14 protein-coding genes are annotated in these 15,670 nt (G+C 57.8%); 11 read left to right on the forward strand and 3 right to left on the reverse strand.

Annotation, left to right across the window (positions count from 1 at the left end; translation table 11 throughout):
* The 4 genes from B0G75_RS40410 to B0G75_RS38160 form a co-directional block, all read left to right on the forward strand.
* Nucleotides 1-156: hypothetical protein (locus tag B0G75_RS40410; RefSeq protein ID WP_146142592.1), on the forward strand; the 156-nt coding region annotated here is incomplete at its 5' end.
* A 246-nt stretch (nt 157-402) separates the two neighbouring features.
* On the forward strand, nt 403-912 hold the full coding sequence (locus B0G75_RS38150) for an Lrp/AsnC family transcriptional regulator (protein ID WP_106314784.1): 510 nt from the start codon (nt 403-405) through the stop codon (nt 910-912).
* Nucleotides 913-934: 22 nt separating this feature from the next.
* Nucleotides 935-2,083: a 3,4-dihydroxy-2-butanone-4-phosphate synthase gene (gene ribB / locus B0G75_RS38155; protein WP_106314785.1), complete on the forward strand. Its 1,149-nt coding sequence runs from the start codon at nt 935-937 to the stop codon at nt 2,081-2,083.
* 134 nt (nt 2,084-2,217) lie between these two features.
* Nucleotides 2,218-3,855 (forward strand): acyl-CoA synthetase, encoded by a 1,638-nt coding sequence (locus B0G75_RS38160; protein WP_106314786.1) that lies wholly within the window; start codon nt 2,218-2,220, stop codon nt 3,853-3,855.
* 37 nt (nt 3,856-3,892) lie between these two features.
* On the opposite strand, the gene B0G75_RS38165 is transcribed toward B0G75_RS38160, so the two are convergent.
* Complete coding sequence (locus tag B0G75_RS38165) at nt 3,893-4,741, reverse strand: helix-turn-helix domain-containing protein (protein WP_258194926.1); 849 nt, start codon at nt 4,739-4,741, stop codon at nt 3,893-3,895.
* Between the two features lie 189 nt (nt 4,742-4,930).
* Here B0G75_RS38165 and B0G75_RS38170 point away from each other — a divergent pair, with 189 nt between their 5' ends.
* From B0G75_RS38170 to B0G75_RS38200, 7 genes are all read left to right on the forward strand, one after another.
* Nucleotides 4,931-5,701: an enoyl-CoA hydratase/isomerase family protein gene (locus tag B0G75_RS38170; protein ID WP_106314788.1), complete on the forward strand. Its 771-nt coding sequence runs from the start codon at nt 4,931-4,933 to the stop codon at nt 5,699-5,701.
* Nucleotides 5,698-6,477: a creatininase family protein gene (locus B0G75_RS38175; protein WP_106314789.1), complete on the forward strand. Its 780-nt coding sequence runs from the start codon at nt 5,698-5,700 to the stop codon at nt 6,475-6,477. The genes B0G75_RS38170 and B0G75_RS38175 overlap by 4 nt, the downstream gene beginning before the upstream one ends.
* A gap of 290 nt (nt 6,478-6,767) precedes the next feature.
* Nucleotides 6,768-7,922: an LLM class flavin-dependent oxidoreductase gene (locus tag B0G75_RS38180; RefSeq protein WP_106314810.1), complete on the forward strand. Its 1,155-nt coding sequence runs from the start codon at nt 6,768-6,770 to the stop codon at nt 7,920-7,922.
* A 7-nt stretch (nt 7,923-7,929) separates the two neighbouring features.
* Nucleotides 7,930-8,718: an enoyl-CoA hydratase/isomerase family protein gene (locus B0G75_RS38185; RefSeq protein ID WP_106314790.1), complete on the forward strand. Its 789-nt coding sequence runs from the start codon at nt 7,930-7,932 to the stop codon at nt 8,716-8,718.
* Complete coding sequence (locus B0G75_RS38190) at nt 8,715-10,622, forward strand: long-chain fatty acid--CoA ligase (protein WP_106314791.1); 1,908 nt, start codon at nt 8,715-8,717, stop codon at nt 10,620-10,622. Before B0G75_RS38185 ends, B0G75_RS38190 begins: the two co-directional genes overlap by 4 nt.
* Nucleotides 10,623-10,862: 240 nt before the next feature.
* Entirely contained in the window at nt 10,863-11,294 is a 432-nt protein-coding gene (locus B0G75_RS38195) for a flavin reductase (protein WP_374956955.1), read from the forward strand.
* Nucleotides 11,295-12,150: 856 nt separating this feature from the next.
* Nucleotides 12,151-12,441 carry a DUF4148 domain-containing protein gene (locus B0G75_RS38200; RefSeq protein WP_106314792.1) on the forward strand — a complete coding sequence of 97 codons (291 nt, stop codon included), beginning with the start codon at nt 12,151-12,153 and terminating at the stop codon, nt 12,439-12,441.
* A gap of 78 nt (nt 12,442-12,519) precedes the next feature.
* Here the strand turns inward: B0G75_RS38200 and B0G75_RS38205 are convergent, their stop codons facing one another.
* Both B0G75_RS38205 and B0G75_RS38210 read right to left on the reverse strand, forming a co-directional pair.
* Complete coding sequence (locus B0G75_RS38205) at nt 12,520-13,692, reverse strand: porin (protein WP_106314793.1); 1,173 nt, start codon at nt 13,690-13,692, stop codon at nt 12,520-12,522.
* A gap of 75 nt (nt 13,693-13,767) precedes the next feature.
* Nucleotides 13,768-15,117: an MFS transporter gene (locus B0G75_RS38210; RefSeq protein WP_106314794.1), complete on the reverse strand. Its 1,350-nt coding sequence runs from the start codon at nt 15,115-15,117 to the stop codon at nt 13,768-13,770.
* Between the last annotated feature and the right edge of the window lie 553 nt (nt 15,118-15,670).

A 15,670-nucleotide genomic window follows, 5' to 3' on the forward strand; every position in this document is an offset into this window, starting at 1 on the left:
ATCAGCGAAGTGTGTCTCGCGGTCGAGATGGGTGCCGATGCAACGGACATCGGCAAGACGATTCACCCGCATCCGACGCTGGGCGAATCGATCGGCATGGCCGCGGAGTTGTACGTGGGCGTCTGTACCGACCTGCCGCCACCAAGAAAGACCTGATCGCGATCGCAGCTTACGTTTCGCTAGTGTGACGAATAGCGGGTTTTCCCGCGCCTCGACGAGAATGTCTGTTTTTGGTGATAACTAGACTTTTTATCGGAATTTCGCACGGAGCCAGCTGGCATAAACTCGTTCATCAGGTGCTGTTGTTCGAATACGTGCTGGAGCAGAAATCGTTGTTCTGATCGCAAGCGACCGTTCGAACCTCGGGGCACCAGAGCCTTAGGCGAAGAGGAGACCCGGGCCATGAACGTTGCGCTGGATAGGATAGACCTTAGCATCCTGAGTGAACTTCAGGAGGACTCGAGTTTGACGAATCTCGAGCTGGCGGCTCGAGTCAACCTGTCACCTTCACCCTGCCTCGTCAGAGTCAGGAATCTGGAGCGTCTCGGGGTGATCAGCCGACGCGTCGCCGTCCTCGACGCGTCTCTGCTCGGGCTGGGCGTCATGGCCATTGTCGAGATCAGTCTGGAGCGGCAGGGCATGCATGCGCGGGAGAGTTTCGCCGACACGGTGAGAGGTATTACCGAAGTCATGGACTGTTTCATGATGACCGGGCAGACCGACTATCTCCTTCGGGTGGTGGCGAGAGACCTCGTCGAACTTGAACACATCATCACACATAAGCTGACGTCGCTTCCCGGCGTGGCCAGCGTTCGCTCGAACGTCGTCCTCAAACGGCTTGCCAATAAAACGACGCTCCCTATCGACACGACACGGCCTATCCAGATTCACGGCTTGGCGCAAGTATCGTGATCACATTGCGTGAGGTGGACTAATGAGTAACGCAGCATCGGGCCGACAGCCGGTGGATTCGCGCGCTGGCATCGCAACGGCGTCGGACATTATCGAAGAAGCGCGAGCCGGCCGCATGTTCATTCTGGTCGACGACGAAGATCGCGAGAACGAAGGCGACCTTATTATTCCCGCCCAGTTCGCCACGCCCGACGCCGTTAATTTCATGGCGACGCATGCGCGTGGTTTGATCTGCCTCGCAATGACCCGCTCGCGCTGCGAATCACTGGGCCTTCATCTGATGAGCCGGATCAACGGCTCGCGGCACGAGACGGCTTTCACGGTATCGATCGAGGCGCGTGACGGTGTGAGTACAGGCATTTCGGCAGCCGACCGTTCGCGCACGATCTCGGTTGCGATCAATCCGGAAACGGGGCGCGACGAGATCGTCTCTCCCGGGCATGTCTTTCCGCTCATGGCGCGCGATGGCGGGACACTCGTGCGCGCCGGCCACACCGAGGCCGCGGTGGATATCGCGCGTCTGGCCGGGCTCGCGCCGGCCGGTGCGATTTGCGAAATCATGAACGACGACGGCACCATGGCGAGGCTGCCGGACCTCATCGAGTTTTCACGGCGGCATAAGCTGAAACTCGGCACGATCGCCGATCTCATCGCCTATCGCCGGCGAACGGAAAGGCTCGTGGAGGCCGTTGAAAGCGGCAGCTTCACCGAGTCGAACGGAAGGCATTGGCGGATCGTCGTCTACCGCAACCGGGTCGATCAGGTCGAGCATATTGCCTTTGTCATGGGCGACCTGCGGGGAACCGACCCTGTTCTCGTACGCATGCATGCGACCGATACGATGAACGACATCATTGGCGGTCACCACCTTGCCTCTCTACGTGGCGCGGCACGTCTGCTGGCGGACGAGAACCGCGGCGTGATCGTGCTGATCCGCGAGTCGCGCCTCACGGCGGTGTCGGAGCGCGTGCGTTCGATGATGCACCCCAAGCCCACCGAGCCGGAGCTGCGTGATTACGGAATCGGTGCGCAAATTCTTACCGAACTCGGCGTGAAAAACATGATCCTGCTTTCCAATCACGAGAGAACGATCGTGGGTCTGGAGGGTTACGGTCTGAACGTGGTGGAGCAGAGAAAAATAGAGCGTATCAGCGACTATCAGGAAACTTGAAACTATCCAGCAATGCCGCTCATTTCAGAGCGTTTCGTCACCATAAAAACAATTCAAGGAAGAGAGATGAGACACGCAGAAGCCCTCGGCCTCTTTGCCGGGCACACGAGTGCCATAGTCGTGGGGCAGTCCGCATGAAAGTCACGGCAGACAATCCCTATACGATCGGTCTCGAGCGCGACCCGGCGAATTTCATCGCATTGTCGCCGCTGACATTTCTCGAACGCGCCGCTTCTATCTGGCCGGAGCGCACGGCCGTCGTTCATGGTGCGATTCGCCGCGACTGGGCCGAAACGTATCGGCGTTGCCGGCGACTCGCTGGTGCGCTGCGCGGGCGCGGCATCGGCAAGGGCGATACCGTGGCGATGATCGCGGCCAATACGCCGGAACTGTTCGAAGCGCATTTCGGTGTACCGCTTTGCGGCGCTGTACTGAACACCATCAACACGCGACTCGACGCCGACACGATCGCTTTCATACTCAATCATGGCGACGCGAAGCTGCTGATCACCGATCGCGAATTCTCGCTGACAGTGAGGAAAGCGTTGGCTCGTCTTGGCCGCGTCATTCATGTTATCGACATCGACGATCCTCAGTTCGGAGATGGCGATCTACTCGGCGAAAAGAATTATGAAGCGTTGCTGCAGGAGGGCACACACACCGGGTTCTCTCTTGCGATGCCTGAAGACGAATGGCAGGCCATTTCCCTGAACTACACGTCGGGCACCACGGGGAATCCCAAAGGGGTGGTGTATCACCATCGCGGCGCTTATCTCAACGCCGTGTCGAATGCACTAGCGTGGCATCTGAACGAGAACACCACGTACTTGTGGACTTTGCCGATGTTCCACTGCAATGGCTGGTGCTTTCCCTGGACCATGGCGTTGGTGGGCGGCACCAGCGTCTTTCTGCGCCATACCCGGGCTGAGCGGATTCTCGACGCCATCCTCAGCGAGTCGGTCACGCATTTCTGTGCCGCCTCGGCGGTGTTGAACATGATCAATAACGCCGCGCCGGAGCTGAAAGCCGGCATGAGTCATGTGGTCAAGGTCATGACTGGCGGCGCGCCACCGCCCGCTTCGGTGATCGCCGGGATGGAGCGCATGGGCTGGGACGTGACGCATGTCTACGGGTTGACCGAGTCTTATGGCCCGGCTGTGCAATGCGTGTGGCGCGCGTCGTGGAATGATCTCGCTCTCGATGCGAGAGCGCAACTCAAGGCCCGCCAGGGCGTACGCGGACCTGCTCTCGAAGCAATGATGGTCGCGCACCCGGATACGCTGGAGCCGGTTCCGAAAGATGGGCAGACGCTCGGCGAGGTCTTTCTTCGCGGCAACAATGTCATGAAGGGCTACCTGAGGAATCCGGACGCGACGACAGAGGCGTTTGCCGGAGGGTGGTTTCATAGCGGCGATCTCGGCGTGTGGCATCCCGATGGTTACCTGGAAATCAAGGATCGCTCGAAGGACATCATTATCTCGGGAGGCGAAAACATTTCGTCGATTGAGATCGAGGACGTGCTGTATTCCCATCCAGCTGTTCTGGAGGCGGCCATCGTCGCCCGTCCTGACGACAAGTGGGGCGAGACACCGTGCGCTTTCATTACGCTCAAGGATAGTGCGCTAGTGACCGAAGCGGACATCATTGCTTTTTGCCGCGAGCGCATGGCCCATTTCAAAACTCCCAGGACCATCGTCTTCACACCGCTGCCCAAGACCGCAACCGGCAAGATCCAGAAGTTCATCTTGCGAGAGCGAGCGCGTCAGCTATAGAAGACGCGGCGGTGTATCGCCCGCCGCCGCGTTTTGATCAAGGCGAAGACGCATCCATCTTGTCCACCCGGAATTTGCCGGGACTTTGTCCCATGGTCTTCTTGAACATGGTGATGAACGAATTGGGACCTTCATAGCCGAGTTCGAGCGATACCGCGTGAACCGACGCTCCCGCCGATAATCGCTGAAGGGCAATGATGATATGCAAACGTTCGCGCCAGCGCCCGAATGTCATACCGGTCTCGCTGAGCACCAGCCGTGCGAGCGTACGTTCGCTCATGGCATACCGGCGTCCCCATTCCGCGATCGTGCTGCGGTCGGCGGGATTGTCGAGCAAAGACGAAGCGATCTGTTGAAGCCGATGATTGTCGGAGATGGGGAGAAAGACGTCGTCGGGCGCGAGTTGCGAAAGTTGATCCAGCAATACTCTGGCAAGCCGACTTGCCGGACCTTCCTTGGGATAGTCGGGCGGCAGCCTGGCCAGTGAACGGATCAGCTCGCGGATGAGCGGCGTGATCGTGAAGCTGCGGCAGTCGGTGGGCAGATCCGCTTCGTCCGGTGGAATGAATATGACGTAGAGCTTGGCGAAATCGGACGCGTGATTGCTATGAAGAATGCCACCAGGAATCCACACTGCGCCATTGGGCGGGACTATCCACCATCCGCTCGGTGATCGGCACATGACCGACCCTCTCAACGCCACGACCATTTGCCCCTTGCGGTGGACGTGCATCGGCAGTTCGTCCTGTTTCCCACTGGTCTCCAGAAGAACGGAAATGACCGGCGAGTCGACGGCATCCGGATCGAACGGCTGATAGTTGATCTTCACCCCGTCTGTCATGACTGGCGAAATGGACGGCCGGATTTCAGGCGTTTCTGGTTCCACGGTTCACTCGCTTTCTGCGCTTGCCCGGCCTCGGAATTCATGAGTCGCCGCACTCAGCGCAACATTCGGTGCGCCATCTGAATGACGCGATTTTAATCCGTCGAATTCACGATGGCACCGGCAAATCAAAATTAAATTTTGCCCCTTCGCGCCTACACTAATCAAATGAAAAATGACGAGGCATGAGGTATGAAAAACGACGAACTTATTTGCACGCGCATCGATGCCGATCTCGTGCAGCTGACGATAAACCGTCCGCCGGCAAACGCTCTCAGCGGACCACTCATTACCGCTTTGATTTCCACCTTCAGCGACCTTGCTCAGGAAAACGTACCGCCTGGCATCGTCCTCACGGGAGCGGGAGAGAAGTTCTTTTGTGCTGGGGGTGATATCAATGAAGTGGCCGACCATGAACTCGCGCTGTCGCGCATGGAAGAGTTTCACGCGTTTCTGGGTCAGCTCGAGCAGTACCCGAGCCCGCTCGTGTGCGCGGTCAATGGCTACGCGGTGGGCGCGGGATTCGAAATGATCCTGCATGCCGATTACGTTGTCGCAGCGGTCGAATCCAGGTTGGGATTTCCCGAGATCAATCACGGGCTGTTACCCGCGGCAAAAGGAATGCGTCACGCTGCGACGCTGCTCGGTCAACGTGCTGCGCGTTCGTTGTTGTTTTCAGGTGCGCTGATCACCGCCGGCGATGCGCTCTCGATGGGAGCGGTGGATGCCATATCCACGCGTGACGAAGTGCTGCGAGACGCGTTTGCCAAATGCCGGGAGCTTTGCAGCAAAGACCGGCAACTCTTCGCTGCCATCAAGAGAACACTGCGCGAAAGTTCACAGATGAACGACGCGGCGCTGCTGCAGATGACGCTCGATGACCTGCGCGCATATCTCGGCAACTCGAAATCCGCCGATGCCAGATCCCAATTTCTGACCCGCAACAAGAAGGCCCAATCGTGAGTCATCTACAACCACCGGAAGCGCTCCATCTCGCGCGCATGACCTATGAGGACGTGGCGGCCGCATTGGCCACGCAGTTCGATGGCGTCATCATTCCCTGCGGAGCGATCGAGCAGCACGGACCCCATTTACCCCTGAGCATGGATGCGGATCACGCAGAAGCACTGGCGGTGGAAATCGCCACGTTGCTGGGGCGAACCTTGATTGCGCCAACCATCCAGGTGGGATGCTCGAAACATCACATGGCCTTCCCCGGTACGATTTCATTGCAGGAGCAAACGTACGCTGCGCTCTGCCACGATTACTGTGTGAGCCTCGCGAAACACGGATTCAAACGCATCTATCTTTTCTCGGCTCATGTCGGTAACTTCAATGCTCTTCATACGATGTTGCCGGGTTTGAGAGAAGCTGTCGGACCGGACGTTCAGGTTCTCGCCTATACGAATCACCAGGCGTGGCTGCGTGAATGGCGGCTGGCGGTCGAAGAGGCTGGCGGCGATCCGGAATCGGTGGGCGGACACGCCGACATCGCCGAAACCTCGCTCATGATTCATCTTCACCCCGACAGTGTCCGACGCGGTCAACTGGTGGCAGGCCACGTCGGTTTCATGACGACCGAGCAGTTGAATCTGATGTGGAAAGATGGCGTGGCGTCCATCTCCCGAAACGGCGTGCTTGGCGACGCGCGAGGATCGTCACGCGAGATCGGCGAGACCTGTCTGCACGCAACGGCAAGACTTCTCGCGACGGCATTTGCGGCCGAATCATCGACGTAGAAGGTCGATGCCCCAGCAGCATGATCTGCCGGTATTGACAACGTAGTGGCATAAAAAGAATAAAAAATGCTGTGACATCTACGGCAATATTTATTCACGAAAAACAAAGAGACTTCAAGGACGAAACGGCAACGAAAGAGATAAGTATATCTATCGACTTTCGATGCGACGTTTCCAAATCCAGCGCATTGGCGAGGTTCATCGTTTCACGGGCGAGACCCCCGACCGAAAGTCGGCGGCAGTTCGCGCACGCCATGAATTTCCAAATTATGACTGTCAAGGAAAAGAAAATGCCATTGAAAATCGGTTTTTGGTCCGAGCAGGAGACACAGGTCGGGCATAGCTACTCGAACCGGCTTCGCGAACTGGTTCGCGAAACTCTTCTTGCTGAGCAGATGGGTTTCGATTTTGTTGCGCTGTCGGAGCAGCATTTTGCGCTCGGCGGCGTGTCGAGTTCGGCTCCTGAAGTGGTCTTCGGTTATCTTGCCGCTGTCACGTCGCGAATCAAACTTCGTCCTGCGGTGGCGTTGATGCCCAAGGCCATCAACCACGCACTGCGTACCGCAGAACGGCTGGCGGCCACCGACATTCTCTCCAACGGGCGGATGGAAATGTATTGCGGTCGCGCCAACACCACTATCGCCATGCGCGCGTTCAATGTGTCGCCCGACGAAACGCTGCCGCAGATGGAAGAGGGCATGGCGCTGTTGCGTAAAGCGATGCGCGAAGACGTTTTCACTTTCGAAGGAAAGTATTACCAGGTGCCGCCCCGGTCACTCGTGCCGAAGCCCTTGCAAAAGCCGTATCCGGTGCTCGGCGTGGCCGCAACCAGCGCAAACAGTCACGCCTGGGCCGGCTCGGAAGGCCTTGCGGTGATGAGCCACGCCATCTATCAGGGTTGGGAAAAACAGAAAGGTCTGCTGGACACCTACTGGAAAAACTGGAAGCGCGACGAGACCGGACCGTTGCACAAGCCGCGTGCCGGCATGCCGCTCTTCATCGGCATCGGGAAGACCGATCAGGAAGCCAAGGACATTTACGCCGGGCCGATCATGAACTACGCGCGCATCTCAACCGATGCTTATCCGCGGCTCGCCAAACTTGCGGATAACTATGCGTATATGGCAGAAAGCGTGCCCGCCATGCAACGCGCCGTCGAAGACTGGGATTACCTCCTGAACGAGTCTGCGACGACGGTGTGCGGAAGTCCCGATACCGTCATCCGCCAGTTGGAGCAATACGAGAAGCTCGGAATCGACGAGGTGCTGTTGCATATCGACTCGGTGCCCCACGAGCAGATCATGTCGGCGATCGAGATGGTTGGCCGCTACGTGATTCCGCATTTCAACGATCGCAACAATATCGTCCGCCCAACGGACGAGTTGCTCGAGAAGATTCGCGCCATGCGCCCGCAGCCCTCCAATCCGCAACAAACTCAAGGATAACCTACTTATGAACACGTCTTCGCGCTATCGATATCTGAATGTCGAGCAACGGTCCTCCGGCGTCGCGATCGTCACGATGAATCGCCCGGAAATCCTCAACGCTATCAATTGGGACATGCATGACGAGTTGGAACGGGTTTTCGTCGATCTGGATCACGACAAATCGGTCAAGGCGATCGTTCTGACCGGCGCCGGCCGCGGTTTCTGCTCCGGCGGCGATCAGAAAACGATCGACAACGGCGATATCCCTTCGGCGACGCGCGGTGGCCGTCACCTCGTGAGAAACATGCTCGAGGTCGAGGTGCCGATCGTGGCGGCGGTCAATGGCGTAGCCGTGGGTCTGGGCGCCACGCTCGCGCTGTTCTGCGACATGATTTATGCGAGCCCGACTGCGCGATTCGCCGACACCCACGTCAATGCGGGTGTCGTCGCGGGCGATGGCGGCGCGGTGATCTGGCCGCTTCTTCTCGGACCGGTCCGCGCGCGCCACTATCTGATGACAGGCGACTTCGTCAGCGCCGAGGAAGCACTCGCAATGGGCATGATCAACAAGATCGTCGAAAGCGACAAACTGCTGGAAGCGACGATCGATTACGCGGAACTGCTCGCGAGCGGTCCGCGCGATGCGGTGATCTGGACGAAATACTGCGTCAACAAGCTCGTCAAGCAGAATGCCCACCTGCTTCTCGATACGTCGACCGCGCTGGAAACGCTAACCTTCAATTCCCCCGAGCGCCGCGAAGCGGTGGCTTCGTTCGCGGAAAAGCGCAAGCGCTTTGGAGACAACTACAAATGAGCGCGGCACCGTGGACTTCCGGCAGTCAATTCGCCACCACCACTATTCCGGCCTTGCTGATCGAGCGCGTGAAGAACGACGCCGAGGCCAACGCGTTCTTTCAGAAGCGTGCCGGGGAGTGGATACCCACTACTTGGAAAGGCTATGCGAACGCAGTCTGTTCCGTATCGGCCGCACTCAGGGAGGCCGGTGTAGCAAGAGGCGACCGGATTGCCATCATGGGCGACGTATCCCAGGAGTGGCTCATCGCCGATATGGCGACGATCTGCTCGGGAGCGGTCACGGTAGGCGTCTATTTCACCGCGTCGGTCGAAGAGGTCCGCTACTATCTGGAGGATTCTGGAGCGAGACTCGCTTTTGCCGGCAGTGCCGAACAGCTTCGCATCATCGAAGCTGCTGATACGTCACGCAAGCTTCTCAAGATCGTGGTGCTCGATCCGGCGTGGAAGAGCACGCCACTGGAAACAGGCGCGAACGTCGTTTCACTCGCCGAATTCGCCTTGCACTTTGCCGGGGATGAAGTCGCTTATCTGCGTGAGCAGTCCGAGCCGGCGAAGTCAACGGATCTGGTGAGCCTGGGTTACACCTCGGGAACCACGGGGGCGCCCAAAGGTGCGATGCTGACGCATCTGTCGATGCTGGCGGGCGCGTTCACGTGGCCAACCTTCTGCCCGGCGATACTGTCCGAATCGCAGCGCATGGTGATCCATCTACCGCTTTCACACACAGTGGCGCGCATTCAGGCCATGACGCTCCCGTTGATGGCGAAGACAGTATCTTACTTCGTCGACGTCTCGGCCGATTTCGCGAAGTGCATTCAGGAAGTCAAACCGACATCCTATATGGCGCCGCCGCGCTTCTATCAGAAGTTCGCGACCCAGATCATCAACCACGTGAACGGCAGTTCTCAAGCCGAGCAGAGAAACTACAAGCTCGCGCTAGGTATTGCCAGAGAAGTACTAGCCGATCGATTGGATGCAGGCAGCAGCGATCCATTCAAGGAACAACTCTACGCCACCTGCAGGGAGCTTATTTTCAAGCCCTTGCTGGCCAGAATCGGCTTCGACGATTTGCGCTATCCGTATACCGCGTCCGCTCCCGTGCCACCCGAGGTCGTCACACTGTTCCAGTTGTGGGGCGTCAACCTTAAAGAGAATTACGGGCAAACGGAGATGGTCGGCGGAAACCTCGCGCAGGTGACTGACTGGTCGAGGCCGGGCAACTCCGGTGTGCCGCTCGACGACGCCGCATGGGAAACGCGCGTGTTGCCGGACGGCGAAATGATCGTTCGTGGGCCGGGTCTGTTTATCGGCTACTGGAACAAGGAAGCTGAAACGAACTCGGCGTTGCGGGACGGCTGGCTGCATACCGGAGACATCGTGGATATCGACGCGAATGGTTCTTACAAGCTAATCGATCGAAAGAAAGAGCTGATCAACACTGCGGCAGGCAAATCGATTAGCCCGGTGCAGATCGAGAACGAACTTCGCCAGAGCCCGTTTATCACCGAGGCAATGGTGATTGGCGAAGGGCGCAAGTATCTGACGGCGTTGATCGAAGTAGACGGCACGCTCACGATGGATTGGGCCAGGACGCGGGACGCTTCGATCACGTGTTACGCCGATCTGGCCACTTCGGCGATCGTCATCGATCTGATCCGCGAAGAAGTGGAAAAGGCCAATGCGAAGTTGGCAAGAGCGGAGCAGATCAAGGCGTTCAGGATTTTCCCCGAGGAACTTACGCCGGAAAACGGGGTGATGACCGCAACCCGCAAGAAGCGTCGCAAACCGCTGATGGCACGCTACGAGTGCATTATTGCAGGTCTTTATGACGATGCCGAAGAGCAGTTGATCAAGGAGCAGCTCGCCGGTTCAGGGCCAGCAGCTTCTGGCCAGCAGCAGTAAAAAGCGCCAGCAGCGCAACTGACTGCGAGGACCATCTGCGAGAACCAACTGATGGTGCGGCGCAGGCCATGATTGGTGCAACGCCACGGGTACTTCTCCGCGCTGCTTCGTGGAAGTTCCGGTGGCGCGCCGGCCGTGAAAGGGCCGCCACCGTTCCGTCAACCGAGAGATACCGCCGTGATAACACTTTCTCCTGACCGCACTACCTTTCGCGAGGCCATGGCCCGTATTGGAGCTGCGGTGAATATCATCACCACCACGACACCTTCCGGCGATGTCGGCATGACGGTGTCCGCGGTCTGCTCCGTGACCGACGATCCCGCCACGGTGCTCGTCTGCATAGGCCGGTCCAGCCGGCAATATGGCCACTTCAGCACGGCCGGCATCATCTGTGTCAACGTTCTTTCTCACGAGCACGAGGTGCTGGCGCCGATCTTCGCGGGCAAGGGAGATATCCAGATGAACGAGCGCTTCACGTACGGCGAGTGGATCCGTCTCGTCACGGGTGCACCGGTGCTGGCCACCGCAACTGCGAGTCTCGACTGCACGGTGGACAGAAGCGTCGACATCGGCACACATACGGTTTTCTTCTGCGCCGTACAGGGGATTCATCTCGGCTCTTCGGGATCGGGTCTCGTGTATCACGGCCGCGCTTATCATCGGTTGCCGTAGAAGCAGGCCTGAAACGAAAGGGGTGTGCTCGCGGCACACCCGTAGTTTGCTCTCTCCGGATCGACAGAGCCGCAATACGCCAGGTTATGGGCGTTTAAAAACGCGCGGCCAATCAAACTAATCAATAGCCGCTATCCGGAACCACATTGCGCGAACTGCGCAAAACCACTTCACGTGCACGCAGTCCGTCTCAACGCTCCTCTGCCCTTGCGTTTGCACGCAATCCGCTCAGCGAGGTCAATCGTCGTCGCACCGCCGGCCGGTGACTCGGACGTGGTCGTCCTCTTACTCGACAGCCGTACAACTCAATTTGGATCGCGTACCACACGTCTACGCTTCTGTACCTGCATGGCGAGTAGCGACGTATAACGACGCTGACTGAAGCAAAAAACCGCGCACTATGCCTAGGAAAAAACTCTGGCAGTTTTTGCAGATAAGTTGTCATCTTCCACAAATTCAGACCGGGTGATTGTAGATAAAGTACTACTCATGGAGACGCTTCAAAGCACCAGTGGTTCAGGCTGTCGTGCTTCAAGCCAGTAGTGAAAAAGAGAGTTTTTCAATGTAGATGACAGCCGTGCGTCATGCACTCGTGATGCACCGGTCTCGCACCGGCCGGCGCCAGTGACAGATTGCCGGGAGGTCAACCTTAAGGTCGAATCAAATCGGGGAGTCAATCATCGTGAAGCTTGTCTTTTCGCAAGTCGCTAGGGCGATAGTGTCCATGTGCGCCATTCAGAAGCTGGACATCATCGTCTGCAATTCGGCGGGACAGGAAATCCCGTATGTCATGTTGTTCACCATGTATGGTTTCGTGTGAGCGCGGAACCATTGCTTTACCAAGAAGGAGTTTTTCATGCGAACGGTAATTGCAGCGGTGCTCTGCTTCGTCATGTTCTTTCCACTGGCCGCAAGCGCCGGTGTTAGCGACGCGAGCTGTTCCGCGACGTTGGCCACGAGCGGAAAGACGCGTGCTGAGGTACGGGCCGAACTCGTTCAGGCCGAACGCGACGGCTGGATTTCGACGAACTCGAACAGGCAGCGGGCCTATCCGCCCGATCTGGCCCAGACTCGCCGGAATCAGGATGTCTATGATGCGGGCGCTGGCGCGACGCCATACTACCAGGTGTCGAACCAGCAGCCTTGAGCAGGGAAAGCGGCGACGGCATGTCGGTTATGAAATACCGCTGCATCGTTCTGGCAAAGCGTTGGCGAGCGAGCGTCCTTAAAACTTGTGTCGAATAGCCAGCCGGTAAACCATCTGGTGGTTATTCGACGAATCTCCGGATCCGCCAATGTCGGCAACCGCCAGCGCGCCCGTCGACGATGTGCCGGAAGCGCGTTGCCAGCCGCCTGAGAAATACACATCGGTACGCTTGGACAACAGATAGTCGAGGATGAACGCCACCTGATTGTAGTGCTGGTTACCAACAGAATTACCTTGTGCCGTCGTGACGCTGCGCGCATTCATATAGTCGTACGCGACGCCGACGGAAAAGGCCGGCGTGACACGGTAGTTCACGCCGATGTCATAGTTGTTGAAGATGGCCGTGCCGTTCAGGAAGGCCGCCCCCAGATTGGCATACTGGACATTCGAGTACGAGGCGCTGATCGCCGCGTTGCCGATCGTGTAGGTCGCCGCGATGACTGCGTCCTGGTAGGCCTGTGCGACCTGATAAGCCGAGTTCAGTGAGGAGGCCAGCAGATTGAACCCGCTTGCATAGTTGGTGAACCATCCGTTACCTGGTGTCGACGTCGGATGTTTGAAGTAATCGAACGCCGCACCGACCTGAAGCGGACCGTGTGTGTAACCGGCGCCGACCGAATAGCCCGACGTCGAAGTGAAGTCACCGGCCACGCCGCCAAGGCTATATTCAACGCCGAAGGAGAAACCGTGGAAGTCCGGGCTCATGTAGCGCACCGAATTGTTGAAGCGCACGCTGTTACTGGTGTTGTCGAAGTCTCCCGGATGCCCGCTCGGCAAATCGCCCACCGCTGCGGCACCGGCAAGGAACTCGGGGAAATACCACACCATGTCGTATTGACGACCGGCGGTGAGAGAGCCGTAGGTGTCGCTGCTCAGTCCGACGAAAGCTTGTCGGCCAAACGCGGTGCCGCCTTGGGCAAATTGTCCATTGTTGACGTTGATTCCAGATTCGAGAGTAAAAATGGCTTTGAGGCCGCCGCCCAGATCTTCCTTGCCCGTTAGCCCCCAGCGACTGCCGTCGATACCGTCCAGTGAATCCATGTAGACAGCTTTGCCGCCACCCACGTTGGTCTGGTAATGAATACCGTTGTCGATCTCGCCATAAAGCGTGACGCTGCTTTGGCTATGCGCGACGGAACTGGCGAACCCCACGAGCGAACCGACGATGATTTCGATTTTTTTCGTTTTCATAAGATCTCCACATTTCAAAGGCAATACAAAAGAACAGTCCACCCAACGTCCATCGATTCAGTGCGCGGTGACAGGTCAGGCTGAAAAGGATTTCGTCAGGTCTTTCCTCGTCAGGGAATAACAGGCGCCCATCAAGGCCACGCAAGCCGCTGCAACGAGAATGGGTGCTGCCGCGACGCGAAACATCGCGTCGGCCGTCCAGTTGTTTGCGTACAGGACGCCCGCGAGATAAGTCCCGCCCGCGGCGCCGAGCCGACCGAATCCATATGCCCACGCGACGCCTGGGGCGCGCAACTCCGGGCTATAGAAAAGCGTGCACAGCGCGATCGCGCAGGTTTGTCCGCCGCTAATGCAAAAGCCGCAAAAGAAGATCGTCGTGAGTAAAGCCAGATGCGATGAGCCGATGGCAATCGAGATTGCATACATCGAGACGGCGCCGCCAACATAGACCGCGGACAAGATCCGATAAGGACTGGTGCGGTCCATGATGGGTCCCATCAGAAGACTTGCCACCATGCCGCCGATGATCACCGTGATGGTCGCCCAGACCACAAGCGCCGGTGGGAACGAGATGGAGGCGAGAACGGTCGGCAGCCAGCTTTGCAGAAAATAGAACGTGGCCAGATTGATGGCGAATACGGCCCACAGCAGGAAAGTCCCCAGGCGGAATTGCGCGGAGAACAATCCGAGCACGCTGGCATCCGCCGTCTTTTCTTCGTGGGTGACCAGTTCGGTGTCCGATTGCAGGGTGAAATCGGGAAAGAGGCGCCGGGTTGCATGAAGCAGTTCGGTCTGGTCGGCATTTCTCGACAGATAGGCCACGGATTCCGGCAACATCGGAATAAGCAGGGCCGTCAAGCCGAGTGCCGCAAGGCCGCCCAACCACATGGGACCTTGCCAGCCAAACCTCGGAATCAAGGCGCTGCTGCAAAGTCCCGCGAAGATGAACCCCAGCGCGTAGCCCATGTAGACGAGAATGACGAAAGTCGCGCGAGTTCTTTTCGGGCTGAATTCCGAAACGAGGCCGACCGCGCATGGCGTGGCCGCTCCCAGGCCGATGCCTGTGAGGAACCTCAAGGCGATCAGTTGCGGCACGCTCGTCGCGAAGACGGTCAGTACGGTGAATAGCCCGAACGCGGCGGTTGCCACGAAAGCAATCTTCTTCGTACCGAAGCGCTGGGTCGCGAACGGAATGCCGAAGTTGCCGACCAGCAAGCCGAAGAAAACCGCTGAAAAAATTGCGCCGAACACCGCCTTGGGCAGTTGCCATTCCTTCGCGAGAACGGGCACGATGAAGCTGATGACCTGGGTGTCGAAGCCATCGAACAGCATGAGCAGCGCACAGAAGGCGACGATGAAATACTGCCTCCTGCCGATTCTGCGACTGTCGATCAGATCGTAGACGTTGATTTGCCGTATTTCCATATTGTTCTCCTCGCGTTAAAAGGGAAGGGCTTACTTAGGGTATTTCATTTTGTTTTCTGGTTTTAAAGGCGATGGCGCGAGCGGTTTTAAATTCAGGTCAAATAAAAACGGGCTTTCGGAATCAGATAATTAATACGATAAATAGCGGATTCGCTGATGAGGCTGATTTATTATTTAGATAGAAAAATGCCTCAAATTCAGCCGCCGATACCCCCGCCGTGCCAGAGCAAGCGCTCTGCACAAGCTCGCGGCGCTATTTCCCATTCTGATATCCGTATCGGAAAAACCGATCTGTCTCGCTCACTTTTTTATTCGTCGTTCCAGATTTCATTGCGTCTATTGAAATCCGGCTCGCCTGCACCACGAAGTCATTTGATTGCACGGAGAAATATTGCCGCAGTTCAGGCAGCATTTTTTATTCTTGTGTTGCCGCCGGGGCGCTCCGCTCGGCAGATTATGCGGCGAGAGCAGTCAATCGAAGCGCAATGCGCGGTCAGTGGTTCGGCCGAACCTCGCGGTTCCGTCCACCTCGATCCGCTCGAGGCCATCGCTG

Source organism: Paraburkholderia sp. BL18I3N2 (genome assembly GCF_003001875.1).
GTDB lineage: Bacteria > Pseudomonadota > Gammaproteobacteria > Burkholderiales > Burkholderiaceae > Paraburkholderia > Paraburkholderia phytofirmans.

Excerpts from the sequence above, each read along its gene's own strand:
- B0G75_RS38150 (WP_106314784.1), top strand. The coding sequence starts at position 403 with ATGAACGTTGCGCTGGATAGGATAGACCTTAGCATCCTGAGTGAACTT.
- ribB (WP_106314785.1), top strand. The coding sequence starts at position 935 with ATGAGTAACGCAGCATCGGGCCGACAGCCGGTGGATTCGCGCGCTGGC.
- B0G75_RS38160 (WP_106314786.1), top strand. The coding sequence starts at position 2,218 with ATGAAAGTCACGGCAGACAATCCCTATACGATCGGTCTCGAGCGCGAC.
- B0G75_RS38170 (WP_106314788.1), top strand. The coding sequence starts at position 4,931 with ATGAAAAACGACGAACTTATTTGCACGCGCATCGATGCCGATCTCGTG.
- B0G75_RS38180 (WP_106314810.1), top strand. The coding sequence starts at position 6,768 with ATGCCATTGAAAATCGGTTTTTGGTCCGAGCAGGAGACACAGGTCGGG.
- B0G75_RS38185 (WP_106314790.1), top strand. The coding sequence starts at position 7,930 with ATGAACACGTCTTCGCGCTATCGATATCTGAATGTCGAGCAACGGTCC.
- B0G75_RS38190 (WP_106314791.1), top strand. The coding sequence starts at position 8,715 with ATGAGCGCGGCACCGTGGACTTCCGGCAGTCAATTCGCCACCACCACT.
- B0G75_RS38200 (WP_106314792.1), top strand. The coding sequence starts at position 12,151 with ATGCGAACGGTAATTGCAGCGGTGCTCTGCTTCGTCATGTTCTTTCCA.
- B0G75_RS38205 (WP_106314793.1), bottom strand. The coding sequence starts at position 13,692 with ATGAAAACGAAAAAAATCGAAATCATCGTCGGTTCGCTCGTGGGGTTC.
- B0G75_RS38210 (WP_106314794.1), bottom strand. The coding sequence starts at position 15,117 with ATGGAAATACGGCAAATCAACGTCTACGATCTGATCGACAGTCGCAGA.